The 24,912-nt window shown below is 43.8% G+C and carries 25 protein-coding genes; 15 read left to right on the top strand and 10 right to left on the bottom strand.

The window, feature by feature from the left end; genetic code table 11:
* Window positions 1-232 precede the first annotated feature (232 nt).
* From A4G13_RS04025 to A4G13_RS04015, 3 genes are read left to right on the top strand one after another with little or no spacing between them, the layout of a single operon-like run.
* Window positions 233-1,021, top strand: coding sequence for an amino acid ABC transporter substrate-binding protein (locus A4G13_RS04025; protein WP_090653974.1), 789 nt, complete (start codon window positions 233-235; stop codon window positions 1,019-1,021).
* Window positions 1,011-1,727, top strand: a complete 717-nt coding sequence (locus A4G13_RS04020; protein ID WP_090653870.1) for an amino acid ABC transporter permease — start codon at window positions 1,011-1,013, stop codon at window positions 1,725-1,727. The genes A4G13_RS04025 and A4G13_RS04020 overlap by 11 nt, the downstream gene beginning before the upstream one ends.
* A gap of 1 nt (window position 1,728) precedes the next feature.
* A complete protein-coding gene (locus A4G13_RS04015; protein WP_090653868.1) occupies window positions 1,729-2,478 on the top strand; it encodes an amino acid ABC transporter ATP-binding protein in 750 nt (249 codons plus the stop codon).
* A 78-nt stretch (window positions 2,479-2,556) separates the two neighbouring features.
* On the opposite strand, the gene A4G13_RS04010 is transcribed toward A4G13_RS04015, so the two are convergent.
* The 3 genes from A4G13_RS04010 to A4G13_RS04000 are packed head-to-tail and all read right to left on the bottom strand — an operon-like array spanning window position 2,557 to window position 4,664.
* Window positions 2,557-2,943, bottom strand: coding sequence for a SufE family protein (locus A4G13_RS04010; RefSeq protein WP_090653866.1), 387 nt, complete (start codon window positions 2,941-2,943; stop codon window positions 2,557-2,559).
* The gene (locus tag A4G13_RS04005; protein ID WP_090653864.1) at window positions 2,944-4,143 is read right to left on the bottom strand and encodes a cysteine desulfurase; all 1,200 of its coding nucleotides are present in this window, start codon (window positions 4,141-4,143) and stop codon (window positions 2,944-2,946) included.
* Window positions 4,143-4,664 (bottom strand): thermonuclease family protein, encoded by a 522-nt coding sequence (locus A4G13_RS04000; RefSeq protein WP_090653862.1) that lies wholly within the window; start codon window positions 4,662-4,664, stop codon window positions 4,143-4,145. Before A4G13_RS04000 ends, A4G13_RS04005 begins: the two co-directional genes overlap by 1 nt.
* 150 nt (window positions 4,665-4,814) lie before the next feature.
* Between A4G13_RS04000 and A4G13_RS03995 the strand changes: the two genes are divergently transcribed.
* The 3 genes from A4G13_RS03995 to A4G13_RS03985 are packed head-to-tail and all read left to right on the top strand — an operon-like array spanning window position 4,815 to window position 7,292.
* On the top strand, window positions 4,815-5,249 hold the full coding sequence (locus tag A4G13_RS03995; protein WP_090653973.1) for a CidA/LrgA family protein: 435 nt from the start codon (window positions 4,815-4,817) through the stop codon (window positions 5,247-5,249).
* On the top strand, window positions 5,246-5,929 hold the full coding sequence (locus A4G13_RS03990; RefSeq protein ID WP_011200444.1) for a CidB/LrgB family autolysis modulator: 684 nt from the start codon (window positions 5,246-5,248) through the stop codon (window positions 5,927-5,929). The genes A4G13_RS03995 and A4G13_RS03990 overlap by 4 nt, the downstream gene beginning before the upstream one ends.
* Before the next feature lie 7 nt (window positions 5,930-5,936).
* A complete protein-coding gene (locus tag A4G13_RS03985; protein WP_011200443.1) occupies window positions 5,937-7,292 on the top strand; it encodes an anti-phage deoxyguanosine triphosphatase in 1,356 nt (451 codons plus the stop codon).
* Window positions 7,293-7,356: 64 nt separating this feature from the next.
* Here the strand turns inward: A4G13_RS03985 and A4G13_RS03980 are convergent, their stop codons facing one another.
* Both A4G13_RS03980 and argR read right to left on the bottom strand, forming a co-directional pair.
* A complete protein-coding gene (locus A4G13_RS03980) occupies window positions 7,357-8,253 on the bottom strand; it encodes a TIGR01777 family oxidoreductase (RefSeq protein ID WP_090653860.1) in 897 nt (298 codons plus the stop codon).
* A 2-nt stretch (window positions 8,254-8,255) separates the two neighbouring features.
* Complete coding sequence (argR, locus tag A4G13_RS03975) at window positions 8,256-8,723, bottom strand: transcriptional regulator ArgR (protein WP_011200441.1); 468 nt, start codon at window positions 8,721-8,723, stop codon at window positions 8,256-8,258.
* Between the two features lie 244 nt (window positions 8,724-8,967).
* Here argR and mdh point away from each other — a divergent pair, with 244 nt between their 5' ends.
* Entirely contained in the window at window positions 8,968-9,906 is a 939-nt protein-coding gene (mdh, locus tag A4G13_RS03970) for a malate dehydrogenase (RefSeq protein ID WP_011200440.1), read from the top strand.
* A gap of 61 nt (window positions 9,907-9,967) precedes the next feature.
* On the opposite strand, the gene prmB is transcribed toward mdh, so the two are convergent.
* On the bottom strand, window positions 9,968-10,921 hold the full coding sequence (gene prmB, locus A4G13_RS03965; RefSeq protein ID WP_090653858.1) for a 50S ribosomal protein L3 N(5)-glutamine methyltransferase: 954 nt from the start codon (window positions 10,919-10,921) through the stop codon (window positions 9,968-9,970).
* Window positions 10,922-11,033: 112 nt separating this feature from the next.
* Here prmB and smrB point away from each other — a divergent pair, with 112 nt between their 5' ends.
* Window positions 11,034-11,540, top strand: coding sequence for an endonuclease SmrB (smrB, locus tag A4G13_RS03960; RefSeq protein ID WP_090653856.1), 507 nt, complete (start codon window positions 11,034-11,036; stop codon window positions 11,538-11,540).
* 139 nt (window positions 11,541-11,679) lie between these two features.
* On the opposite strand, the gene A4G13_RS03955 is transcribed toward smrB, so the two are convergent.
* Window positions 11,680-12,618, bottom strand: coding sequence for a Kdo(2)-lipid IV(A) acyltransferase (locus A4G13_RS03955; protein WP_011200437.1), 939 nt, complete (start codon window positions 12,616-12,618; stop codon window positions 11,680-11,682).
* A 143-nt stretch (window positions 12,619-12,761) separates the two neighbouring features.
* Here A4G13_RS03955 and hldE point away from each other — a divergent pair, with 143 nt between their 5' ends.
* Entirely contained in the window at window positions 12,762-14,192 is a 1,431-nt protein-coding gene (hldE, locus tag A4G13_RS03950) for a bifunctional D-glycero-beta-D-manno-heptose-7-phosphate kinase/D-glycero-beta-D-manno-heptose 1-phosphate adenylyltransferase HldE (protein WP_090653854.1), read from the top strand.
* 103 nt (window positions 14,193-14,295) lie between these two features.
* On the opposite strand, the gene A4G13_RS03945 is transcribed toward hldE, so the two are convergent.
* From A4G13_RS03945 to cysT, 3 genes are read right to left on the bottom strand one after another with little or no spacing between them, the layout of a single operon-like run.
* Window positions 14,296-15,372 (bottom strand): sulfate/molybdate ABC transporter ATP-binding protein, encoded by a 1,077-nt coding sequence (locus A4G13_RS03945; RefSeq protein ID WP_090653853.1) that lies wholly within the window; start codon window positions 15,370-15,372, stop codon window positions 14,296-14,298.
* A gap of 13 nt (window positions 15,373-15,385) precedes the next feature.
* Window positions 15,386-16,204 (bottom strand): sulfate ABC transporter permease subunit CysW, encoded by an 819-nt coding sequence (gene cysW, locus A4G13_RS03940; RefSeq protein WP_090653852.1) that lies wholly within the window; start codon window positions 16,202-16,204, stop codon window positions 15,386-15,388.
* 1 nt (window position 16,205) lies between these two features.
* On the bottom strand, window positions 16,206-17,027 hold the full coding sequence (gene cysT, locus A4G13_RS03935; RefSeq protein WP_090653851.1) for a sulfate ABC transporter permease subunit CysT: 822 nt from the start codon (window positions 17,025-17,027) through the stop codon (window positions 16,206-16,208).
* 271 nt (window positions 17,028-17,298) lie between these two features.
* Here cysT and A4G13_RS03930 point away from each other — a divergent pair, with 271 nt between their 5' ends.
* The 6 genes from A4G13_RS03930 to A4G13_RS03905 all read left to right on the top strand — a co-directional run bounded on the left by A4G13_RS03930 (window position 17,299) and on the right by A4G13_RS03905 (window position 24,900).
* A complete protein-coding gene (locus tag A4G13_RS03930) occupies window positions 17,299-18,321 on the top strand; it encodes a sulfate ABC transporter substrate-binding protein (protein WP_090653848.1) in 1,023 nt (340 codons plus the stop codon).
* Window positions 18,321-19,751, top strand: a complete 1,431-nt coding sequence (gene cysG, locus A4G13_RS03925) for a siroheme synthase CysG (protein WP_090653846.1) — start codon at window positions 18,321-18,323, stop codon at window positions 19,749-19,751. Before A4G13_RS03930 ends, cysG begins: the two co-directional genes overlap by 1 nt.
* Before the next feature lie 41 nt (window positions 19,752-19,792).
* A complete protein-coding gene (locus A4G13_RS03920; protein WP_090653844.1) occupies window positions 19,793-20,524 on the top strand; it encodes a phosphoadenylyl-sulfate reductase in 732 nt (243 codons plus the stop codon).
* A 91-nt stretch (window positions 20,525-20,615) separates the two neighbouring features.
* The gene (gene cysD, locus A4G13_RS03915; RefSeq protein ID WP_090653843.1) at window positions 20,616-21,542 is read left to right on the top strand and encodes a sulfate adenylyltransferase subunit CysD; all 927 of its coding nucleotides are present in this window, start codon (window positions 20,616-20,618) and stop codon (window positions 21,540-21,542) included.
* Between the two features lie 205 nt (window positions 21,543-21,747).
* A complete protein-coding gene (locus tag A4G13_RS03910; protein WP_041639770.1) occupies window positions 21,748-23,037 on the top strand; it encodes a sulfate adenylyltransferase subunit 1 in 1,290 nt (429 codons plus the stop codon).
* A 69-nt stretch (window positions 23,038-23,106) separates the two neighbouring features.
* Window positions 23,107-24,900 (top strand): assimilatory sulfite reductase (NADPH) flavoprotein subunit, encoded by a 1,794-nt coding sequence (locus A4G13_RS03905; RefSeq protein ID WP_090653841.1) that lies wholly within the window; start codon window positions 23,107-23,109, stop codon window positions 24,898-24,900.
* The last annotated feature ends 12 nt before the right edge of the window (window positions 24,901-24,912 follow it).

Below are 24,912 nucleotides of genomic sequence, written 5' to 3'. Positions count from 1 at the left end.
GCGAAAGAATTAGTAAGTATTGTAACGGAATCATGGCGGCAGACAAATAACTTGATGGAAAAGTGCGGTGCATTTTTACCGATTTTTCAATAAAACCGCTTATAAAAGATAAACAAATCCTATTCTTTTTTTATAATAACTTATTCTTATTAGTTATTTCCTCAAAGTTTTTTCTGCTTTTAAAATAGCTCCGTTTTTAATTAATTCCATTTTTTTATAAGGAAACTTTATGATGTTTAAAAAATTAGTACTTTTAGCGACAGGCATATTTGCTGTGGCAACCACAACTCAAGCTGTTGCAGCGGATAGTTTATTAGATCGCATTAATAATAAAGGCACCATTACGGTGGGTACGGAAGGGACTTACGCACCTTTTACTTATCATGACGCCAGCGGTAAATTAACCGGTTATGATGTAGAAGTAACGCGAGCGGTAGCCGACAAACTGGGCGTGAAAGTTGAATTTAAGGAAACCGCATGGGATTCTATGATGGCGGGCCTGAAAGCGGGGCGTTTTGATATTGTGGCGAACCAAGTGGCGTTAACGACACCTGAACGTCAGGCGACATTTGATAAATCCGAGCCTTATAGCTGGTCCGGCGCCATGATGGCGGTTCGTGCGGATGACGATAGCATTAAAACTTTAGACGATATTAAAGATCGTAAAGCGGCGCAGTCGTTAACCAGTAACTATGGTGAATTAGCAAGAGAGAAACAGGCGAAAATCGTACCGGTTGACGGTTTAGCGCAATCATTATTAGTCGTTCAACAAAAACGTGCCGATTTTACCTTAAACGATAGTCTGGCGATTTTAGATTATTTGAAGAAAAATCCGAATTCGGGTTTAAAATCGGCTTGGGAAGCACCGGCTGAAGAAAAATTAGGTTCAGGTTTAATCGTAAATAAAGGTAATGACGAAGCGCTGGCAAAAATTAGTGCGGCGGTAATTGAGCTACAAAAAGACGGCACGTTGAAAAAATTAGGCGAACAATTCTTCGGAAAAGATATCAGTGTTAAATAATCTCCTTCTTTCCATTCCTTTTATGACCGAGTCCCGCGTGGACTTGGTCATTAGCGCTTTTTGGCCGATGGTGGAAGCGGCGGTATTGGTTTCGATACCTCTTGCCGTTTCATCTTTTATAATCGGCATGATTATTTCCGTTGCGGTAGCGCTGGTACGGGTTACGCCGGTTAACGGAGTAATCCACCGTTTATTTTTGGTGGTCGTTAAAGTTTATATCTCCATTATTCGCGGCACGCCGATGTTGGTGCAGATTTCCGTTGTATTTTACGGATTGCCCGCGCTGGGGATTTTTATTGATCCGATTCCTGCGGCAATTATCGGTTTTTCATTGAATATCGGGGCTTATGCCTCCGAAACCGTACGTGCGGCGATTTCTTCCGTACCGAAAGGTCAATGGGAAGCGGGCTATACTATCGGTATGAGCTATATGCAGACATTTCGCCGTATTATCGCTCCGCAGGCTTTTCGCGTTGCGGTTCCGCCGTTAAGCAATACCTTTATCGGTTTGTTTAAAGATACTTCCTTGGCTTCGGTGGTTACCGTTACGGAAATGTTCCGTGTCGCTCAACAAATGGCGAATATGTCTTATGATTTCCTGCCGATTTATATTGAAGCGGGTTTAATTTATTGGTGTTTCTGTTGGGTATTATTCGTGATCCAGGCTAAGGTTGAGAAACGCATGGAGCGTTACGTAGCGAGATAATATGATAAAAGTAAAAAATATTCATAAAGCCTTTGGTGAAAACGTGATTTTGCGCGGTATTGATTTAGACATTACAAAAGGCGAAGTGGTGGTTATTCTCGGACCTTCCGGTTCGGGCAAAACCACTTTTTTGCGTTGTTTAAATGCGTTGGAAATGCCGGAGCAAGGCACCATTGAGTTTGATAATGCGGCGCCGTTAAAGATTGATTTCGCCGCTAAACCGTCGAAAAAAGATATTTTGGCCCTGCGCCGTAAGGCGGGGATGGTGTTCCAGAACTATAATTTGTTTCCCCATAAAACCGCATTGGAAAATGTGATGGAAGGTCCGGTGCGGGTGCAGAGCAAAAAGGTTGCGCAGGCCCGTGAAGAAGCCTTAGCATTGCTGACAAAAGTCGGTTTAGCCGATAAAGCGGATCTTTATCCGTTCCAACTTTCCGGCGGTCAGCAACAACGTGTGGGCATCGCACGCGCATTGGCGTTACAACCGGAATTAATGTTATTTGACGAACCTACTTCGGCGTTGGATCCGGAATTGGTACAAGATGTGTTGGATACAATGAAAAGCCTTGCCAAAGAAGGCTGGACGATGGTGGTTGTCACCCATGAAATTAAATTCGCGTTAGATGTGGCGGATTTAGTGATTGTGATGGACGGCGGGATTATTGTGGAACGGGGCTCTCCTAAACAATTATTCGATAATCCTCAACATGAACGAACCAAAGCGTTTTTACAACGTTTGCGTTCCCACTAATATGCAAAAGAGATAGTCTTAACTATCTCTTTTTTTGTATTTGAAAAGTGCGGTCAAAAATCAGCAAATTTCGCTTGCTTAATTTCCCGCTTGATGAATAAAGCCTTCAATTTGTTTCAAACCGTTAAGACGGGTTGAAGTTAAACGTTGAGCAATACCTAATTCCGCATAATAAGAGGTTAAATCGAACCGGCGGCATTGTTCCGTCGGCTTCCCGTTAACGGCGAGGGATAAAATCCATAATAATCCGTTGATAATACGGGCGTCGCTATAAGCCTGAAAATGTAAAGTGCGGTCGGAATTTTGTGAAATTTTAAACCACACCTGTGCTTCACAACCCGAGAGGGGTTGCATTTCCGCCAGTTCCTGTTCCGTCGGCTTGGTAATATTTTTGCCCGCCTGAATAATTAACCGATAGCGTTCTTCCCAATTTTTAGCGTTTTTTAATTGTTCCTGTAAATTCATTTATTCCTCTAATAATGCAAGGCTTTTGTCCAATGCGGTGAAAAAGGCGTCAACCTCTTGTTGCGTATTGTAAGGGGCAAAACTTAATCTCAGGGTTGAATGTTGTCCCAACCGGGATAAATAAGGCTGGGCGCAGTGAACGCCGGTACGCAGTGCGATATTCTGTTCTGCCAGTAATGTTGCGAGATCGGAACCGGCAATATTTTTAAAGACAAAACTGATAACCGAACTTGGTTTCGGCGAATTAAACAGTTGACAAAATTCGTAATTTTTTAACCGCACTTTTGTCTGTTCGGCAAGCTGCACCGCATGATGTTCCGCCTGTTCGAAATCCCATTGATTAAGCCATGACAATACGGCATTAAAGCCGATTACACCGGCAATATTCGGCGTGCCGGCTTCTAAACGGTAGGGCAGTTCGGCAAAACTAATTTGTTGTTTTGATACCCGATCAACCATTTTCCCGCCGTAAATTAAGGGCTGAAGCAGTTCAAGTGCGGTTAATTTCCCGCTTAAAACTCCTAATCCGTTCGGACCGTAAATTTTATGGGCGGAAAAGGATAAAAAGTCCGCATCCAGTTTCCGCAAATCAATTTTAACGTGACTGATTGCTTGCGCCGCATCGACGGAAACCAGAGCGGAACTATGCTTGCGGATTAAGCGGATTAAATGTTCGACTGGTTGTTCCGTGCCTGTTACGTTAGATACAAAATTGAGCGCCACTACTTTGGTTCGTTTGTTTAAGGCTACCAAAAGAGCGTTTTCATTGATTAGCCAATTATCCTGAATCGGTAAAATACGCAATTTTGCACCGCACTTTTGTGCAATCATCGACCAGGTCACAAAATTGGCATGATGATCCGCCTCGCTGATAATGATTTCATCGTCAGACTGAATATAAGGAATTAATCCGTTTGCCACGGTGTTAATGGCTTGCGTTGTACCGGAGGTCCAGATAATTGCTTTGTCACTTTCCGCATTGATTAATTGACGAACTTGTGAGCGAGCCTGCTCATAGAGTGCCGTTTGTTCTTCATCATATTGGCTGCGGTGTACGGAACCGGCGGATTGATAAAATTTTACCGTCGCATCAATTAAACTTTGCGGTTTTAGAGTGGTTGCTGCGTTATCTAAATATATGACCCTGTCGGGATGCTGAAAATAAGGGAAGTGCGAACGGAATCCGGTAGTGTCGAACATTAATTTTTCTCAGTACGTTGTTTTTTATTTTGAATATTTCTTTTGTATAATTCCCGGCGATAGCGGCTTGGTTCTATGGGATTTGTTTCCCGCCATAAACCGATTTTGCGTTTTTTCGCCAACGCCTCGGCCTTGCCGTACTCGGGATTTTCCGAATACTGATTATAAGCCCATGCCAAACCAAGTTGTACCATTTTTAAGTTGATATTTTCATTTTTTTCGTTAAAAACCGTGGCAAGTGTTCGGTTATAGCGATCATAACCGGAAATACGCAATGTTATTTCCCGCTTAAAAATCAGTTGGGCTAATTGCTGACGGGCTTTATTGCCGAAGGGCTGACGGCGTTCGGGCGCATCAATGTCCAGCAGGCGTACTTTGATTTGTTTATTGTTATGCGCCAAACAGGTGAGGCTGTCGCCGTCGGACACCCGGACTACACGACATTTCACTTCGCGCTGCGCCTGCGCCCAAAGTGGTAATAAAATTAAGAAGATACTTATAAATGAGCGAATGTTTTTCATGTTTTTACAGTTATATTGATTTAAATCGGCATATTCTACTCAAAAAAGGGTAACAAAAGGAAATAAATGAGAGTAGACTTGAAACCTATTTTTCGACGCATTTATCAGCGCTATATTTTTTATTTTTACTCGGATAACAGAGAGATAGTTATGAGACAAAAAATATTTTTATTCGTGCGATCTTTGATTATTTTATATTTGATTTTATTTATTGGCGAAGGGCTTGCAAAGCTCATTCCCATCGGTATTCCCGGCAGTATATTCGGTTTGCTGATTCTTTTTATCGGGCTGACTACGCAAATTATTAAAGTCGATTGGGTTTTCTTCGGTGCCTCGTTATTAATCCGCTACATGGCGGTGCTGTTTGTGCCGGTAAGCGTCGGCGTGATGAAATATTCCGATCTGTTGGTTTCTCACGCAAGTTCATTATTAATTCCTAATATAGTCAGCACCTGCGTGACTTTATTGGTGATCGGTTTTTTAGGGGATTATTTGTTTTCGTTAAATTCCTTTACCCGGCTACGTAAAAAAGCGATTAAAAAACGGGATATTAATAATGTAAACAATAAAGGAGAGGCATCATGATTTATTTTTATACGTTATTAACTATTGCCGCTTTTATGATTGCGTTACTCATCACTAAGCGGATTAAATCCGTTTTGTTAAATAGTTTTGTTTTAACCGTAATTATTTTAGTTGCGGTATTGCTGGCGGCAGACATTCCTTATGATCAATATATGGCGGGTAATGCACCCTTGAATAATTTGCTTGGTGTCAGTGTAGTGGCATTGGCATTGCCGTTATATGAACAGCTTCATCAAATTGCCGTCCGTTGGAAAGCCATCTTGTTTATAGTGACTTCCGCCTCCTTGTTATCAATGTTTAGCGGTGCATTATTAGCCTTAGCCTTGGGTGCTTCAGCAGATGTGGTGGCGACGGTATTACCAAAATCGGTCACTACGCCGATTGCTATGGCGATTGCACAAAATATCGGCGGCGTGCCGGCAGTGGCTGCGGTAGGGGTGGTTGTTGCCGGTTTGCAGGGGTCTGTTTTTGGTTATTTGGTATTAAAAAAATTACAATTAAAAAACTCGGAAGCCATTGGGCTTGCCGTGGGATCGGTATCTCATGCGCTGGGAACGGTCAGCTGTCTTGAAGTGGATGCAAAAGCGGGAAATTATAGCTCGATCTCATTGGTTTTATGTGGGATTATTAGTTCATTATTAGCACCTTTAGTGTTTAAACTCGTTTCATTTTGTATGTGATGGATAAATGCAGAAAATACAGTTAAATAATATTTGGCAGCAACGATTTATTACGGATAAGCCGAGAGAGAAAGATCATCGTCCGCCGTATCGGCGCGATCGCGGGCGTATTTTGCATAGTGCGGCATTTCGCTGCTTGCAGGCAAAAACGCAGATTCACGCAGTAGGTGAAAATGATTTTTATCGTACCCGTTTAACCCATTCTCTTGAGGTGGCGCAAATTGGTAATAGTCTGGTGGCGCAACTGAAATTCGGCGACAGTTTTGAGCATTTGGCGGCGCAACTGAATGCGGATAAAACCGCATTGCAACAAAGTTTAAAACCGCTTTTACCTTCTAACGATTTAATTGAAAGTTTATGTTTTGCCCATGATATCGGGCACCCTCCTTTCGGGCACGGCGGCGAAGTTGCTCTTAATTATATGATGAGAGAACATCATGGTTTTGAAGGAAACGCGCAGACATTCCGTATTGTAACCAAGTTGGAACCCTATACGCTCTCCGCCGGCATGAATCTAACCCGCCGTACTATTCTGGGGTTGGTAAAATATCCTACTTTGCTGGATCTTTCCTCGCCCGATTATGCAAAATCGGATTTACAGTCAAATGGTGATCCCCGTTATGTAAAGATTAACGATTGGCGACCGGGCAAAGGATTATTTTATGATGATTTACCTATGTTTGAGTGGTTGTTACAGCCTTTGAGCGACGCCGACCGCACCTTGTTCGGGCAATTTCAGCAACCGCGCCAATCGCCGTCGGATATGCTGAAAACCAAATTTAAGTCATTGGATTGCAGTATTATGGAAATTGCGGATGACATTGCTTATGCGGTGCATGATTTAGAAGATGCCGTCGTCGTCGGGCTGGTTAACCGTCAGCAATGGCAAGAGGCGGAGGTTGAACTGAAAAACTGTCGTTCAAACTGGATACAGTCTAACATTGAACAAATTACCGAAAAATTATTTTCCGATCAGCATTACCAGAGGAAGAATGCTATCGGTGCGTTAGTTAATTATTTTATTACCCATATTCGCTGGAAAATGACCGCAGATTTTGCCGAACCGTTGCTACGTTATAATGCGGAACTGCCAAAAGGAGTACTGGACGCGTTGAATGTATTTAAGCGTTTTGTATTCAAGTATGTTATCCGAGACGTAGAAACCCAACGGATCGAATATAAAGGTCAACGCATATTGACCGAAATGTTCCAGATTTTCGAAAGTGATCCCGAACGGCTTTTACCGAGAAATACGGTAAAACGCTGGCAAAATGCCACAGATGAAGGAAAACACAGAATTATTTGCGATTATATTGCCGGCATGTCGGATGCTTATGCCTTACGGCTTTATCAGCAATTGTAAAAAATTGGCAAAAACCGACCGCACTTTTGGCGTTAAATTGTGATGAAACCGTCAAAAGTGCGGTTTATTTTTTTCGTTTTTGCTTGAGCGTTTTCGAAAAATAAGTCTCTAAATATTCGAATTGGAACGTATAACCTAAGTCCAGCAGTTTTTTAGGATAAACATTTTGGCTGTCCAGCAACAAACAGGCGCGTTCACCCAAAAATAACCGTAATATGCAAGCGGGGACAGAAAAAAAGTGAGGGCGTTTTAGTCTGGATCCTAATAAGCAGTTAAATTCTTTATTGGTTACGGGATTCGGTGAGGAAAAATTAAACGCGCCGACGGCGTTGGGATTATTTATCAGAAAGATAATGCCTCGCACCATGTCTTTTAGGGCAATCCAAGGCATAAATTGCTGTCCGGAGCCTAATTTCCCCGCTAATCCGAAACGATAAAGCGGTAACATTCGGGCGAGAGCGCCGCCTCTGGGCGACATCACCATTCCGGTGCGAATCACGCAAACCCGGGTGTCGGCTTGTTGTGCCGCAGCTTCCCAAGCCTGGCAGAGTTCGGCTGTAAATGAAGTTGCGGGCAAAGCCGATTCTGTTAATAATTGGCTTCCCGCATTGCCATAAAATCCTGATGCAGAACCGGATATAAATACCGGCGGGCGTTTTCCCCGATTTATTAATTGCGTTAGTTGTTGAGTTAATAAAATTCTGCTGTTTTTTAACCGCAGTTTTTGTTCATCCGTCCATTTTTTATCAAAAATAGGTTCGCCGGCAAGATTAACAACCGCATCAAATTGATCCAGATTTTTATAAGTAGAAAGAGAAGAAACCCAATCAACTTCGGGGAATAGTTTTTGGGCGGTATTAACGGCGCGAGTGAGGGCGGTGATCTGATGAGATTGCTTGAGTAATTGTCGGGTTAGTGCTTTTCCCACTAACCCTGTTGCGCCGGTAATCAGTATCTTCATATTTATAAAGAATTCTCAAAAAGTTGTTGAATGGTATTAATTAATTCTTTAATGCCCGTTCCTTTCGTCGGTGTGATAAAAATCGTATCATCTCCCGCAATAGTACCTAAAATACCTTCCGTTTTGCCGACGGAATCCAGTAACCGGGCGATAAGTTGTGCAGCGCCCGGGCTTGTTTTGATCACGATAAGAAAGTCATTATGATCAATGTCTAGCACGAGATTTTTCAGCGGACTGCTGGTGTTCGGCACGCTTAATTCATTGGGCAGGCAATATACCATTTCCATACGGGTATTACGGGTGCGGATCGCACCGAATTTTGTCAGCATCCGGGAGACTTTGGATTGATTAATATTACTGAAACCCAAGTCTTGCAACGCACTGACAATCTCACTTTGCGAACCGAAACGTTCCTGTGAAAGTAAGTCTTTAAATACAGTTAATAAATTATCCGTTTTTTCTATTGCCATATTTATTTTCCATTAACACAAATTGCATAAATTTTGCATAAAAATTCAAAAAAATGCAATAAAAATTTAGAAATATGATTTATTCGGTAATAACTATTTTTAGTTATTTTCGTTTTCGAAAAAAATTAGCAAAAAATTTGTTTTAGATCGTGAAAATAGCGACTAAGTATTTGTAATTTTGTGATTCTGTCTTTATACTTTCTACCAATTTCAAGTTATAAATTTCCACATTAAGGAGTCTTAAATGAAAGTTGCAGTTCTAGGTGCCGCAGGCGGCATTGGTCAAGCGTTGGCTTTATTATTAAAGTTACAATTACCGGCTGGTTCATCTTTATCTCTGTATGATGTCGCACCCGTCACCCCGGGTGTTGCTAAAGATCTTAGCCATATCCCAACAGATGTTGTGGTTGAAGGTTTTGCCGGTACGGATCCTTCAGAAGCATTAAAAGGGGCGGATATTGTGTTAATTTCTGCGGGTGTGGCACGTAAACCGGGCATGACACGTGCGGATTTATTCGGTGTTAATGCGGGTATTATTCGTAGTCTGACCGAAAAAGTGGCGGAACAATGCCCGAAAGCCTGTGTGGGTATTATCACCAACCCGGTTAATGCGATGGTTGCCATTGCGGCCGAAGTATTGAAAAAAGCGGGTGTTTACGACAAACGTAAATTATTCGGCATTACTACCTTAGATATTCTTCGAGCGGAAACCTTTATCGCCGAATTAAAAGGCTTAGATCCTACTCGGGTTACAATTCCTGTTATCGGCGGTCATTCGGGTGTAACCATTCTTCCGTTATTGTCTCAAGTTCAAAATGTTGAATGGAGCAGTGAAGAGGAAATCATTGCTTTAACGCATCGTATCCAAAATGCAGGTACGGAAGTGGTTGAAGCAAAAGCGGGCGGCGGTTCTGCAACCTTATCTATGGCGCAGGCGGCGGCACGTTTTGCATTAGCATTAGTGAAAGCCTCGCAAGGTGCGAAAGTTGTTGAATGCGCTTATGTGGAAGGCGACGGCAAATATGCCCGTTTCTTTGCACAACCGGTTCGTTTAGGTACAGAAGGTGTTGAAGAATACTTAACCCTGGGTAAATTAAGTGCATTTGAAGAAAAAGCGTTAAATGCTATGTTAGAAACTTTACAAGGTGACATTAAGTCAGGTGAAGATTTTATTAACGGTTAATTTACTTTCTTATTAATCAATAAACGGCATATAAATTCTTATATGCCGTTTTTGTTTGGGATCAATCCGTAAATTTGGTTTGATATGCAATTAACTGTGCTTTAGTTAAAACAAATACGCCTACACCGCCGTTACGTAATTCTACCCAATTGAAAGGCACATCAGGGTATTGTTCTATCAGGTGGATCATACTGTTTCCTACCTCACAAACCAATACGCCGTCATCATTCAGATAATTTGCCGCATTTGCTAAAATTTGTTTGGTGATCGTTAAACCGTCAACACCCGATCCTAAAGCCATTTCCGGTTCGTAATGAAATTCTTCCGGCATATCGGCAAGATCTTCTCGGTCCACATAAGGCGGATTAGATACGATTAGGTCGTATTTATCTGCGGGCACATTATCGAATAAATCCGATTGTATCGGGAAAACCCGCTCGGAGAGGTTATAACGATCAATATTGATTTCAGCCACATTCAGCGCATCAATGGAAAGATCCACTGCATCCACTTCCGCTTCTTTAAATTGTTCCGCACAGGCAATGGCAATACAGCCGCTACCGGTACACATATCTAAAATACGTTTAGGTTCCTTGACAATAATGCCTTGAAAGCGGTTTTCAATTAATGCGCTGATTGGGGAACGGGGAATGATAACGCGTTCATCCACATAAAATTCCAAACCGCAAAACCAAGCGGAATTGGTTAAATAAGCAACGGGTAAACGCTTTGTCAAACGCTTGATAACTAAATTTATCACCGTTTCTTTTTCTGCTTGAGTAAGATTGGCATTGTATAATTCCTGTGGAAGGTCGAGCGGCAGATCTAAGCCAGATAAAACGAGCTGAGTTGACTCATCCCAACTATTGTCTTGTCCGTGGCCGTAATAAATATCCGAACGATTGAAATTGCTATAAGTCCAACGCAGATAATCTTTAATGCTATGAAGATTGTTTGTTATATCATCCGCTTGAATAAAATCAATTAATTCTTGATTGAAAGTAACAGACGTCATAATAATACCTATATGAAATGAGATATGAGAATAGAGCACATATCTATGCAAGATTAATTTTACGATATTATATGCTATCATGACGATAAATAGCTATATTTTGAGGTGAAGAATGTTAAAAGATGAAGATATAAATTTATTTCGCGAAAGTATTAAAGGCGCAAAAAAACTGGCACAAAATACATTTGTAGCACCGAAAAAAGTAAGTGTAAAAAAGAAATCGGAACAGCGTGAAATTAGAGAAAAATCAGATACGCTGTTTTATTTTTCAGATGAATACGAACCCTTACTGAATGAAGAAGATGCGGTGAAATATTTACGTGAGGGAGAAGATACCTATTTACTTAAACAATTGCGCCGAGGGGATTTTTCTCCCGAATTATTTTTAGATCTGCACGGATTAACCAAAGAGCAGGCAAAACTGGAATTGGCAAGCCTGATTCAGGCTTGCCTTGACGAACATGTTTATTGCGCAAGTATTATGACGGGATATGGCACTTATACGTTAAAACGGCAAATTCCCCGCTGGTTGGTGCAACATCCTAACGTAAGAGCGTTACACCGGGCTCCGAAAGAGTGGGGCGGTGATGCGGCTATTTTAGTGTTGATTGACTCTTAAAATGACAATACGGATACTGATAAATGCCTAAATGTTTAACGGACACCGAGTGTGGTGTCCGCCATATTGATTTTAAAGATGATTTTATGGATAGCTTAATACAATTTTAACGAGCGTTATGTCCGGCTTACATCCTGTTTTAATCATATAAACTTTTATCCGATTCGTTAGGGCGTGTTTTAAAACGGCGATGTAACCACATATATTGTTCCACTCCAAGCATAATTTCTCTTTCCACCACTTTATTCATGCGTTTGGCAATTGCCTCTTTATCATGCAAAATATCGGTAAAATCTACCGGAGGTTCGACAGTCACGGTATAGCCGGAACCGTCCGTATTACGTAGCGGTGCAAAAGGGACTACCTTACTGAGCGGAGAGGATTTTAATAAATAATAGCTGCCTGTGGTTGTTGCCGCATCAGGTACCGAAAAGAGCGGTACGAAAACCGCATTTTTTCTGCCGTAGTCATGATCAGGCGCATACCAAATAGTATTGCCGGTGCGCAAGGCTTTAATCATGCTGCGCAGATCCTTGCGATCTAATAAATCTTTGTTGGAACGAATGCGGCCGCGATACTGCAACCAATCCATAATCGGATTGTCATTCGGGCGATAAACACCGATCCCCGGATGTTGCAAACCTATTATACGAGCGCCAAGTTCCAGCGTAAGAAAATGCACACCGACTAAAATAATCCCGTCTTTAGCATTATTTTTGAGATATTCGATACCTTCAATTTTGCTCCATTTGGCAATACGCTTATCTGACCAGAACCACGCCATACCGGTTTCGATAATTGCCATACCTACAGACTCTAGATTGGCTTGCAAAGTTGATTCAATTTTTTCTTCATTCCAGTTTGGAAAGCAAAGCTGCAGATTACGGCGCACGATTTGAGATCTGCGTTTACCGACACTCAGTTTAGAAAATAATTTTCCCAAACCCAGACCGATTTTACATAAAAGAGGGTAAGGCAATAAAAGAATCAGACGGAAAATGCCGACAGCAAGCCAAAACGGCCAGTACTTGGGGGCTAAAAAAGATTTTTGAAATATAGGAGTATTATTTTTTGCCATAACAGAGAATGAAATATAACATGATAAAACTTGTTTATTAGTTTAACGGAAATTTACTTAAATTTTAAGCCAATCAAGTCGGGACTGTGGTAAAATCTGCAAAATTTCTGTTTTATAACAAATAAATATGCATAGGATTCAATATGGCTCAATATTCGGCTCAATTTAATCAAGCGAAAGTACTGGTTTTAGGCGATGTAATGTTAGATCGCTATTGGTTTGGTGCGACAAATCGTATATCACCGGAAGCACCGGTGCCTGTTGTGCGAGTTCAGGAAAATGAAGAACGTGCCGGCGGAGCGGCAAACGTGGCGATGAATATTGCCTCGCTAAATGTGCCGGTTCAACTACTCGGCTTAACCGGGTTGGATGAAACGGGAAAAGCACTAACGACGTTGTTGCAAACACAAAAAATTGATTGTGATTTTGTGCGGTTAGCTACTCACCCGACAATTACAAAACTACGTATTCTTTCCCGTCATCAGCAATTGTTACGCCTTGATTTTGAAGAGGATTTTAAAAACGTACAAAGTACCGAATTGCTGATAAAACTTGAAAATGCGGTTAAAAATTTTGGTGCGTTAATCCTTTCCGATTACGGCAAAGGAACTTTAAATGATGTGCAACAGATGATCCAGATTGCCCGTAAAGCCAAAGTACCGGTATTGATTGATCCGAAAGGCACGGATTTTGAACGTTATCGCGGTGCGACATTATTAACACCGAATATGTCTGAATTTGAAGCTGTCGTAGGGAAATGTGATACCGAAGAAGACATTATCGACAAAGGCCTCAAGCTTATTGCCGATATTGAATTAAGCGCTTTATTGGTTACCCGCTCGGAAAAAGGAATGACGTTATTACGACCGGGACAGGAAGCTTATCACTTACCGACAGAAGCCAAAGAAGTTTTTGATGTGACCGGCGCCGGCGATACGGTAATCAGCGTATTAGCCACAGCCCTTGCCGACGGACGTTCTTTTGAAGAAGCTTGCTTCTTATCTAATGTCGCCGCCGGTATTGTGGTCGGTAAACTGGGGACTTCAACGGTTTCCACCATCGAATTGGAAAATGCCATTCATGGCAGATCTTCAACCGGTTTCGGCATTATGAACGAAGATGAGCTTAAAGTTGCCGTTCAATTAGCTAAAGCCCGCGGGGAAAAAATCGTGATGACTAACGGTTGTTTCGATATTTTACATCCCGGACATGTTTCTTATTTGGAAAATGCGCGTAAACTCGGCGATCGTCTGATTGTCGCCGTCAACACGGATGATTCCGTTAAACGTCTGAAAGGCGAGACGAGACCGATTAACGATTTACCGTCAAGAATGGCGGTACTTGCCGGGCTTTCATCGGTCGACTGGCTGGTGGCATTTGATGAAGATACGCCTCAGCGTTTAATAGGTGAAGTTTTGCCTGATTTATTGGTGAAGGGAGGCGATTACAAACCGGAAGATATTGCCGGCTCAAAAGAAGTTTGGGCAAACGGCGGCGATGTTAAGGTCTTAAACTTCGAGAACGGTTGTTCAACCAGCAATGTCATCCAAAAAATCCGTGAATTGAAGGATTAAGAATATTTTCTTATTTAACGGATAATTGACCGGACGCCGGATATGGCGTCCGGCTGAAGTCCGCCATTCAAAAAATTTTGTTTTTTCGACCGCACTTTTTATTCTAGATGTTCATCTGCTGGAACAGATTGAGTTTGTCCGGTACGAGGTAAATCTGTTCGTTTACCTTATATTGAGACTGGCTATAAGCGGCTTTCGTCAGAATTACTTCAATCGGCTGATCACTTTGCGCACTCTCGATTTCGATACGTACAATAAAACCAATCGCATTAATATGGGTGATTTTACCGGTAGCGAGGGCGTTGTCGGCATGTCTTGATATGGTGAGTTCATAGGGACGAATATAAGCGGTCGCCGATTGATTATTTACCGGTTGTGTAGTGTTAGTTGCCGGATCAATTTTGTGGCTGAACTCGCCAATGACCAGATTACCTTCATCAATATGTCCGTGAAAAATATTCACATCACCCACAAACTGGGTGACGAAAGGCGTTTGCGGGGCATGGTAAATTTGATTCGGTTCGTCGATTTGTTCAATTTGTCCCTGATTCATTACCACGATACGATCGGAGACATCCAGCGCTTCATCCTGATCATGGGTGACAAAAATACTGGTCACATTCAATTCCTGATGCAGATCGCGCAACCAGCGGCGTAATTCTTTGCGTACCTGCGCATCTAAGGCGCCGAAAGGTTCGTCCAGTAATAATACTTTGGGTTGCACCGCAAGGGAGCGAGCTAACGCGATGCGTTGCCGTTGTCCGCCTGACAACTGATTAGGGTAAGCATTTGCCAGCCAATCCAGTTTTACCAGTTTTAAAAGTGCGGTTACTTTTTGCTGAATTTCTTCCTTGCTCGGACGTTCTTTACGCGGTTTTACCCGTAAACCGAAGGCAACGTTGTCATAAACCGTCATATTTTGAAACAGCGCATAATGCTGAAATACAAATCCCACGCCGCGATCCTTTGCCGATAAATCCGTGACATCCCGATGTTCAAATAAAATTTTGCCGGAATCTGCAAATTCAAGTCCCGCGATGATGCGCAAAAGGGTGGTTTTTCCGCAACCGCTGGGGCCTAAAAGCGCCGTTAGCTGGTTTTGTTTGAATTGTAAATTAATATTTTTCAAGGCATGGAAACTGCCAAAATGTTTTTCTAAATTTTCAATTTTTATGGACATGGTGGTTTCCTGTTTAATGTCGGTTGAATTTTCGTTTCTGTAACCAAGTCAGCGTATTTTGCAAACCAAGAGTAAATATTGCCAGTAAAGCCAACAAGCTGGCGCAAGCAAAGGCGGCGACAAACTGGTATTCGTTGTAGCTTATTTCCACATAAAGGGGGATGGTATTAGTCAGCCCGCGGATATGTCCGGAAACCACACTTACCGCGCCAAACTCGCCCATCGCGCGCGCATTGCTTAAAATAACGCCGTAAATTAACGCCCATTTAATTTTGGGAAAAGTAATCTTGCGGAACAATGTCCAACTGTTTGCACCGAGAATTAATGCCGCCTGTTCTTCACTGTTACCTTGCGCATTCATCGTCGGGATCAGGGATTTGACAATCAGCGGGAACGTCACAAATAAGGTCGCCAACACAATGCCGGGCAGGGCAAAAATAACGCGAATCTGATGCGCCGCAAGCCATTGTCCGAAGAAACTGTCGATACCGAACATCAGCAAAAACATTAAGCCGACCACAACGGGTGAAACGGAAAAAGGCAAATCTAAAAGTGCGGTTAAAAAACTCTTACCTTTAAAATTAAAGTAAGCAATCGTCCAGGCCATTACCACGCCGATAAAAATATTAATCGGCAGCACGATTAACGCTACTTTAACGGTCAGCCAAATTGCCGCTTGAGCCTCTTCCTCCTGAATCGATTTGATAAATAAATCAATACCTTGTTCCAAGGCGTAATAGAACACCGTCAACAACGGAAATAATAAAATAATTGTGAAGAATAATAGCCCGACGCCGATTAATCCCCATTTTTGCCAATCCGTTTTTTCCATTTTATTTCACCTGTGTTATGCGTTTATTGATTGCCCATTGCAGCCAATTGACTAGAAAAATCAAAATAAATGAAATTAAAATCATCAGTAACGCTACAACCGATGCCCCCTGTACATCATAAAGATCCAGTTTCGACATAATAATCAACGGCGCGATTTCGGAGACCAAAGGCACGTTACCGGCGATAAAAATCACGGAACCGTATTCGCCCAGCGAACGGGCAAAGCCCATGCCGGCGCCGCCGATAATGGCCGGCAGCAGGGCGGGAATAATCACCTTGGTTAGCGTCGTCCATTTTGATGCGCCTAAAATATGGGCCGCTTCCTCAAAACTCGGGTCAAAATTGGCGAGTACGGGTTGGATAGCCCTTACTACGAAAGGCAGGCTGACAAAAATCAGGGCGATAGCAATGCCGCTCGGCGTATAGGCGATTTGAACGCCCGCTTTGGCTAGAATGCCGCCGATTAAACCTGTCGGCGCGTAGAGAGAGGCAAGGGCAATTCCCGCCACCGCCGTCGGCAGGGCGAAAGGCAGGTCAATAAACGCATTCACCAGCGATTTTCCCCGAAAATTGTAGCGAACAAGAATCCAGGCTAATAAAAAACCGAAAATGATGTTAACCACCGTTGCCGCCAACGCCATTTTAAAAGAAAGCAGAATGGAGGAAATAACGCGTGCGCTGGTAATGATTTGCCAAATTTCCGTACCCTTGAGCTGTAACGCGGTGATAACCAATAAGATTAAAGGCAGCACGATCATGGAGGTCAGCCATAAGATCGTGACAGTTAATCCTCGTCTAAAGCCCGGCAATACCTGTCTCATTTTTGCTCCCGTGATTCATATCCAGACAAAATTTTTCAAAAAAATAACCGCACTTTTCCTTCAATGCAAAGAACAAAAAATTATTTCTTATAACTTTTATGAATATTTAAACGATTAAATTAAGGTGAAATATTTCTTTTGGTTATAAGAAATTCATTTTTGTTATTTTCGAACGAATAAATTTTGTTTTATAAATTTAGCCGTACCGATTGAACGGGTATTTGTTGTTATGAATTTCACCTCGGTTTCACCGAACATTTAGGAGAGCAAAATGAAAAAATGGATTGTTATTTTTCTTATTGCGCTTATCTCGGCTGGAATCTGGTTGAAACCTCATGAACAACAAGCGCGGAAAACCGTATTGCTTAATGTCGCTTATGATGTAATTCGTGATTTTTATAAAGAATATAATCTCGAATTTCGTCAGGCCTACAAAGCGCAACAGGGGCAAGACTTAATGATTTCCCAATCTCACGGCGGAGCAAGCAAGCAAATGTTAAGTGTGGCGAGCGGTTTACCGGCGGATGTGGTGACGCTCACGCAAAGTAGCGATGTAGATACCTTAGTTAAAAAAGGATTGGTGGATAGCCACTGGCAGCAAGCCTTGCCAAACCATAGCGTTCCTTTTGGTTCGGTGATGGTATTTCTGGTGAAAAAAGGCAATCCGAAAAATATTCATGACTGGCATGATTTAATTCGTGATGACGTATCCGTTATTTTTGCCAATCCGAAAACCTCGGCTAACGGACGGTTTGCCTATTTATCCGCTTATGCTTACGCCAAAGCACAGGGCGATGAGCAACAAGCGCAAGCTTTTATGAAAAAAATATTAGCCCGTGTGCCGGTGCTGGAAAGCGGTGCTCGGGGGGCGAGCATTTCCTTCACTCAGCGTAATTTAGGCGATGTGTTGATTACGCCGGAAAACGAAGCGGCGCTGGCGGCAAAAGCGCTGGGTGAGAATACCTTTAGTGTGATTTATCCGAGTTATACCGCTTATACCCCGGTTTATGTGGCGGAAGTTAACGCCAACACAAAAATTAACGGTACGCACGAACAAGCGCAAGCCTATTTACGTAATCTATGGTCGGAAGCGGCGCAGGAATTGGCGGTAAAACATCATTTTCGCCCGACTAATGAAAAAATTTTACAAAAATCCACCGCACTTTTTCCACCGGTGAATAGCTTTGATGTGAACCAAGTGTTTGGCGATTGGGCCATAATCAATCAAACCCATTTTGCCGACAACGCATTATTCGATCAACTTTACATTGCTGCTCAGCATAAGGATAAATGATGAATTACTTTCCCGTTTTCGCCGATTTAAATAACCGTCCGGTGCTGGTGGTAGGCGGCGGTGCGATTGCCGCGCGTAAAGTGAACTTGCTGCTTAAAGCCAATGCGGAAGTGCGCATTACGGCACAAAAATTAAACGCGGAATTGACCGCACTTGTCGAGCAGGATCGCATTATCTGGATTGCCAAAGAATTCCACGGCGAACAGGTTCGCAACGTATTTTTAGTGGTGGCGGCGACAGATGACGAACAACTTAACGAACAGGTTTTCCGGGTGGCGGAAAGCCGGCAAAAACTGGTTAATGTGGTTGATGATCAAGCGCGTTGCTCCTTTATTTTTCCTTCCATTATCGATCGTAGTCCGATCCAGGTTGCCGTTTCAAGCGGCGGCGCGGCACCGGTACTTGCCCGCTTATTACGTGAAAAGCTGGAAGCCTTATTACCGCAACATTTGGGTGTGATGGCGGATATTTCCGGCAAATGGCGGCACAAAGTAAAACAACAATTAAAAACAATTACCGAACGTCGTCGCTTTTGGGAAAGTTTGTTCAACGGCAGATTCAGCCGGCTATTAAAAAACCGTCAGATTGAAGCGGCGAAAAAAGAATTGGAATTACAACTGACCAAAGATTATCAAGGCGGTTCGGTTTCCTTAGTGGGTGCCGGGCCGGGTGATGCGGGGTTATTGACGCTGAAAGGCTTGCAGGAAATCCAGCAGGCGGATGTGGTGTTATATGACGCTTTGGTTTCCGCCGAAATCCTGGATTTGGTACGTCGTGATGCGGAATTGATCTTTGTCGGCAAACGGGCGCAGGGGCGTCAGGTGGCGCAGCAAGAAACCAATCAGCTTTTAGCGGATCTTGCCCTACAGGGTAAACGTGTGGTGCGGTTGAAAGGCGGCGATCCTTTTGTGTTCGGCCGCGGCGGTGAAGAGCTGGAAGTACTGGCGCAACAAGGCATTCCGTTTTCCGTTGTGCCGGGCATTACGGCGGCGATTGGCGCCACCGCTTATGCGGGTATTCCGTTGACCCATCGGGATTATGCGCAAAGTGCGGTTTTCGTCACCGGGCACCGCAAAGCCGATGCCTCGGATATAGAATGGCAGACTCTCGCCCGCAGTAATCAGACATTAGTGATTTATATGGGGACCTTAAAAGCGGCAACCATTGCGCAAAGTTTGCAGCAACACGGCAGAGCCGCCTCAACGCCCGTTGCCGTAATTTCGCAAGGCACGCAGGAAACCCAGCACACGCAAATAGGCACCCTGAAAAATCTGGCTGAACTGGCGGAAAAAGCGCCGACTCCGGCTTTAATTGTGGTGGGTGAAGTGGTGTCGTTACATGAAAAATTAGCTTGGTTCGGTGAAGATAAATTCACGAAAAAACGACCGCACTTTACTTTGGATAGCCTGCGTATTGAACGAGTAGCTTAGGGTAAGCTGACGGATAAATTTAATTTAAAAGTGGGAAAACAATGATTATTAAACCGAATTTTTGGCAGATTCCTCAGCCGACAGTAACGGATTTCGCCGCGTTGGCTGAAAAAGAACAGCTTCTGGCACAGCGTATTCATGAAATTGCCAATCGGCATCAACATGCCAAATTTGCCAGCAGTTTAGCCGTGGAAGACATGGTGATTACCGATGTTATCGCTAAAAGCAAGGCAAAGATTACGGTATTCACCTTGGAAACCGGACGTTTAAATCCTGAAACGCTGGCTTTGGCGGATACGGTGAAAAAGACGTATCCCGATTTGGATTTTCGATTATTCCGTCCTGATCCCGTCGCAGCGGAAAAATATGATCGCGAAAAAGGCAGATTTGCCTTTTATGAAAGCGTGGAATTGCGCCGCGAATGTTGTTTTATCCGTAAAATCGAGCCGTTAAACCGGGCGTTAGCCGATGCGGATGCCTGGCTGACAGGGCAGCGCAGAGAGCAGTCGGTCACCCGTACCGAACTTGAATTTCATGAATGGGATCAAAGCCGTGGTATTGACAAATATAACCCGATTTTTGACTGGCATGAAATGGATGTGTGGGCCTATATCCTGAAATATGACATTCCTTATAACGAACTGTACAAACAGGGTTATCCGAGTATCGGTTGCGAACCCTGTACTAAACAAGTGAAAGCCGGCGAAGATATCCGCGCCGGTCGCTGGTGGTGGGAAAACAAAGACAGCAAGGAATGCGGTTTGCATAAATAAGCCGTCGGCTGGGCTTAAGACGCCCGCCATGGGAAAATTTTATATTAATAGGCGGTGAGCCGATGGGCGCACTCTACAAAGGAAGAAATAAATGACAACACAAAATCAAATTGAAAACGGCCACCTGGACTGGCTTGAGGCGGAATCCATTTATATTATTCGCGAAGTGGTCGCCGAATGTAGTCATCCCGCATTACTTTTCTCCGGCGGGAAGGATTCCGTGGTTTTACTTGCCTTAGCTCGTAAAGCCTTCCAATTAGAAGGACGGGATTTGGTTCTTCCGTTTCCGTTAGTACATATCGACACCGGTCATAACTACCCGGAAGTGATTCAATTCCGTGACGAGCAGGTGAAAAAACTGAATGCACGTTTGGTTGTCGGCCATGTTGAAGATTCCATTGCCAAAGGCACCGTAGTGTTACGCAAAGAAACGGATTCCCGCAATGCGGCACAGGCGGTCACGCTGCTTGAAACTATTGAAGCCAACGGTTTTGACGCCTTAATGGGCGGTGCCCGTCGCGACGAAGAAAAAGCCCGCGCTAAAGAACGTATTTTTTCTTTCCGTGATGAATTCGGTCAATGGGATCCGAAAGCGCAACGCCCGGAATTATGGTCGCTGTATAACGGCAAATTGCATAAAGGCGAAAATATGCGGGTATTCCCGATTTCCAACTGGACGGAACTGGACATCTGGCAATATATCGAACGGGAAAAATTAGAATTACCGCCGATTTATTACGCTCACCAACGTGAAGTAGTGGAACGCAACGGTTTGTTGGTACCGGTTACACCGATTACGCCGAAACAACCGGGCGACGAAAGCAAAGTGGTCTCCGTACGTTTCCGCACCGTTGGAGATATCAGCTGCACCTGTCCGGTGGCCAGTACGGCGGCAACTCCGGCAGAGATTATTAAAGAAACGGCGCTAACTGAGATTTCGGAACGCAGCGCAACCCGCATGGACGATCGCACCAGTGAAGCCGCCATGGAACAACGCAAAAAGCAAGGTTATTTTTGATTTTGTCACTTTCTTTGCTTGTGCAAAGAAAGTAACCAAAGAAAGCACCCCCTGCTTTGCCTTGTTTCCTTGCTTAGCCTGAATTTGTTTAACGGAAAATTTAGAACTCGCTACTACGTAGCTCAAACATGCTAAATTTTCCTACAAATTCAAGCACACAAGGCGGCAAAGAAGGGAGCTAAACAGAATATTGAAGGATTATATAATGAGCAACCTAAACCAATATGCACCACTTCGTTTTATCACCGCAGGCAGTGTGGATGACGGTAAAAGCACGCTGATCGGTCGTTTACTTTACGACAGCAAAGCCTTATTGAGCGATCAGCTGTTAAGTCTGGATAAATCCAAAAGCAACGGGGAAGTAATTGATTTTTCCATTTTAACCGACGGGTTGGAAGCGGAACGCGAACAGGGTATTACCATTGATGTGGCGTATCGTTATTTTTCTACGGCAAAACGTAAATTCATTATCGCCGATACCCCGGGACACGAGCAATACACCCGCAATATGGTAACGGGCGCTTCAACCGCCAATGCGGCGGTGGTGCTAATTGATGCTTCTCAATTGGATTTTTCTAAAGAAGAAGTGGAATTATTAGCGCAAACCAAACGTCATTCCGCCATTTTAAAGCATCTAAACACCCCGCATATTATCGTGGCCGTTAACAAAATGGATTTGCTGAATTTCGAACAGAATAAATTCAATGCAATCACCGCCGCCTATACAAAATTAGCGAAACAGCTGGGTTTGAAAGAAGTGGTGTTTGTACCGGTTTCCGCTTTGCAGGGTGATAATATTGTGCATAAAAGCGATGCGACGCCCTGGTATGAAGGCGAAGCCTTGTTAACCGTTTTAGAAAATCTGCCGACGGATGATCACCAATCCGAAAAAGCGGAGGATTTTCATTTCCCGGTGCAATTGGTCAGCCGTTTGGATCAGGATAAACAGGACGATTTCCGCGGTTATCAGGGGCGTATTGAATCCGGTTCTATCCGTAAGGGCGATAAAGTCCGTATCGAGCCGACAGGGTATGAAACCCGGATTACCGAAATTTATTCGCCGAACGGCCTGGTGCAGTCGGCAAAAGTGGGCGAGCAGGTCACATTGCGTTTAGCGGACGATATTGATATTTCCCGCGGCGATACTTTTTTAGCGGAAAATTCGGCAACGGTTGCAACCAAAGCGTTAAAGGCGACGGTTTGCTGGTTTGATCAGCGCGCACTAAATCCGGCACGTAAATATTTATTAAAACACACGACATTAACCGTATTCGCCAAAGTATCCAGCGTGGATCGCGTCCTGGACGTGCAGACTTTAAGCCATTCGGCGCAAGCGGACAGCTTAAAAATGAATGATATCGGTGAAGTGCAAATCAGCTTGCAAAAACCGATTACCGCAACAACATACGCGCAAAATATCGCAACGGGATCCTTTATCTTGATTGACGAAGCAACTTATCACACGGTTGCGGCGGGAATGATTCTGGAAATTTAGTGCCGGGAAGTATTTCCTCTCTTTGCTAAGGGAGGGGAGTGATTTTTAATAATTTGTGGGAAAAATAAAATGTCAAACACAACAAACCCTTTACCGCCGGAAACGGAACAGTTGCTGGCAAAGTTAAATCCAATCCAACTGGCGTGGCTTTCCGGTTATGCCTGGGCTAAGGCACAGGGTGAGGATGCAGGTACAAATGTGACAAATGAAAATGCGGCTTCAACCCTTGTAACCGAAGATAAACCTTTAAATGTGACAGTGCTGTCCGCATCGCAAACCGGCAATGCCAATGGGGTGGCGAATCAGTTGGCGGAACGTTTAAAAGCGGAAGGCGTCAATGTAACCCGCAAAGCGCTGAAAGAGTATAAAGCCAAAACCATTGGCGATGAACAGTTTGTCCTATTGGTTACCTCAACACAGGGCGAAGGCGAAGCGCCGGAAGAAGGCGTGCCGCTTTATAAATTGTTGCATGGTAAAAAAGCGCCGAATTTAGCCAACCTTGAATTTGCGGTATTAGGTTTAGGCGATACTTCATATCCTAATTTCTGCCAGGCGGGAAAAGATTTCGACAAACGTTTTGAAGAACTCGGTGCTAAACGCTTACTGGCACGTGCCGATGCGGATCTTGATTTCAAACCGACTGCCGATAAATGGATCCAGGATGTGGTTGAGGCGGTTAAAGCCAAATCCGCCGTTTCGGCTTCCGTTGTCGCATCTGTTGTAAGCGCAAGCTCGGCTCAAAGTGCGGTTAATTACAGCAAAGAAAATCCATATACGGCGAAACTTATCACCAATCAGAAAATTACCGCCCGCGATTCGGCAAAAGATGTGCGCCATTTCGAATTTGATTTATCCGGTTCCGGTTTGCAATACAAAGCGGGTGATGCACTGGGGGTATGGGCGGAAAATGATCCCGATTTAATTAACGAAGTACTGGGGTTATTGAAAATCCAACCTGACGAATCCGTTCAATTAAACGGCAAAAGCTTGGATATTCATGGCGCACTTTTAAGCCGTCTGGAATTAACGCAAAACACCCCGGCTTTTGTGAAAGGCTATGCTCAATTAGCAAATAACAAAAAGTTAACCGCATTAGTGAGTAGCGATAAAAAACTGGCGGATTATGTAAACGACACACCGATTGTTGACGTATTGCACGACTTCCCGGCCAAAATCAGTGCGCAGCAATTTGCCGATTTATTACGTCCGTTAACGCCGCGCTTATATTCCATTTCCTCTTCGCCGGAAGAAGTGGGCGAAGAAGTGCATTTAAGTGTCGGCGTGGTACGTTTCGAACATGAAGGGCGGGCGAGAACAGGCGTTGCATCCGGCTTTTTAGCGGATCGCGTGGAAGAAGACGGCGAAGTGAAAATCTTTGTGGAACCGAATGATAATTTCCGCCTGCCGCAGGATAAATCGAAACCGATCATTATGATTGGTTCGGGAACTGGTATTGCGCCGTTCCGTGCATTCCTGCAACAACGCCAGGCAGAGGAGGCCGAGGGCAAAAACTGGCTGATTTTCGGTAATCAGCATTTTGCGACGGATTTCCTATATCAGGCGGAATGGCAACAATTCGCCAAGGACGGCTATCTGCATAAATACGATTTTGCGTGGTCGCGGGATCAGGCGGAGAAAATTTATGTGCAGGATAAAATTCGTGAAAAATCCACCGCACTTTGGCAATGGCTGCAGGAGGGCGCACATGTTTATGTATGCGGCGACGCCTCTAAAATGGCAAAAGACGTGGAAAACGCTTTGCTGGAAGTGATCGCACGGGAAGGCAAATTAACGCCGGAGGATGCGGAAGAATATTTAAATGACTTGCGCGAAGATAAACGCTATCAACGTGATGTGTATTAGGAGTGAATACCA

The sequence above is a fragment of the Basfia succiniciproducens genome (assembly GCF_011455875.1).
In the GTDB taxonomy this organism is placed as follows: Bacteria; Pseudomonadota; Gammaproteobacteria; order Enterobacterales; family Pasteurellaceae; genus Basfia; species Basfia succiniciproducens.
The sequence above is the reverse complement of the archived record's forward strand: the minus strand, read 5'-3'. Positions and strand labels throughout refer to the sequence as shown.

What these genes read in the sequence shown, in the direction of transcription:
- A4G13_RS04025 (WP_090653974.1), top strand. Translation starts at nt 233, where the DNA reads ATGTTTAAAAAATTAGTACTTTTAGCGACAGGCATATTTGCTGTGGCA.
- A4G13_RS04015 (WP_090653868.1), top strand. Translation starts at nt 1,729, where the DNA reads ATGATAAAAGTAAAAAATATTCATAAAGCCTTTGGTGAAAACGTGATT.
- A4G13_RS04010 (WP_090653866.1), bottom strand. Translation starts at nt 2,943, where the DNA reads ATGAATTTACAGGAACAATTAAAAAACGCTAAAAATTGGGAAGAACGC.
- A4G13_RS04005 (WP_090653864.1), bottom strand. Translation starts at nt 4,143, where the DNA reads ATGTTCGACACTACCGGATTCCGTTCGCACTTCCCTTATTTTCAGCAT.
- A4G13_RS04000 (WP_090653862.1), bottom strand. Translation starts at nt 4,664, where the DNA reads ATGAAAAACATTCGCTCATTTATAAGTATCTTCTTAATTTTATTACCA.
- A4G13_RS03995 (WP_090653973.1), top strand. Translation starts at nt 4,815, where the DNA reads ATGAGACAAAAAATATTTTTATTCGTGCGATCTTTGATTATTTTATAT.
- A4G13_RS03990 (WP_011200444.1), top strand. Translation starts at nt 5,246, where the DNA reads ATGATTTATTTTTATACGTTATTAACTATTGCCGCTTTTATGATTGCG.
- A4G13_RS03985 (WP_011200443.1), top strand. Translation starts at nt 5,937, where the DNA reads ATGCAGAAAATACAGTTAAATAATATTTGGCAGCAACGATTTATTACG.
- A4G13_RS03980 (WP_090653860.1), bottom strand. Translation starts at nt 8,253, where the DNA reads ATGAAGATACTGATTACCGGCGCAACAGGGTTAGTGGGAAAAGCACTA.
- argR (WP_011200441.1), bottom strand. Translation starts at nt 8,723, where the DNA reads ATGGCAATAGAAAAAACGGATAATTTATTAACTGTATTTAAAGACTTA.
- mdh (WP_011200440.1), top strand. Translation starts at nt 8,968, where the DNA reads ATGAAAGTTGCAGTTCTAGGTGCCGCAGGCGGCATTGGTCAAGCGTTG.
- prmB (WP_090653858.1), bottom strand. Translation starts at nt 10,921, where the DNA reads ATGACGTCTGTTACTTTCAATCAAGAATTAATTGATTTTATTCAAGCG.
- smrB (WP_090653856.1), top strand. Translation starts at nt 11,034, where the DNA reads ATGTTAAAAGATGAAGATATAAATTTATTTCGCGAAAGTATTAAAGGC.
- A4G13_RS03955 (WP_011200437.1), bottom strand. Translation starts at nt 12,618, where the DNA reads ATGGCAAAAAATAATACTCCTATATTTCAAAAATCTTTTTTAGCCCCC.
- hldE (WP_090653854.1), top strand. Translation starts at nt 12,762, where the DNA reads ATGGCTCAATATTCGGCTCAATTTAATCAAGCGAAAGTACTGGTTTTA.
- A4G13_RS03945 (WP_090653853.1), bottom strand. Translation starts at nt 15,372, where the DNA reads ATGTCCATAAAAATTGAAAATTTAGAAAAACATTTTGGCAGTTTCCAT.
- cysW (WP_090653852.1), bottom strand. Translation starts at nt 16,204, where the DNA reads ATGGAAAAAACGGATTGGCAAAAATGGGGATTAATCGGCGTCGGGCTA.
- cysT (WP_090653851.1), bottom strand. Translation starts at nt 17,027, where the DNA reads ATGAGACAGGTATTGCCGGGCTTTAGACGAGGATTAACTGTCACGATC.
- A4G13_RS03930 (WP_090653848.1), top strand. Translation starts at nt 17,299, where the DNA reads ATGAAAAAATGGATTGTTATTTTTCTTATTGCGCTTATCTCGGCTGGA.
- cysG (WP_090653846.1), top strand. Translation starts at nt 18,321, where the DNA reads ATGAATTACTTTCCCGTTTTCGCCGATTTAAATAACCGTCCGGTGCTG.
- A4G13_RS03920 (WP_090653844.1), top strand. Translation starts at nt 19,793, where the DNA reads ATGATTATTAAACCGAATTTTTGGCAGATTCCTCAGCCGACAGTAACG.
- cysD (WP_090653843.1), top strand. Translation starts at nt 20,616, where the DNA reads ATGACAACACAAAATCAAATTGAAAACGGCCACCTGGACTGGCTTGAG.
- A4G13_RS03910 (WP_041639770.1), top strand. Translation starts at nt 21,748, where the DNA reads ATGAGCAACCTAAACCAATATGCACCACTTCGTTTTATCACCGCAGGC.
- A4G13_RS03905 (WP_090653841.1), top strand. Translation starts at nt 23,107, where the DNA reads ATGTCAAACACAACAAACCCTTTACCGCCGGAAACGGAACAGTTGCTG.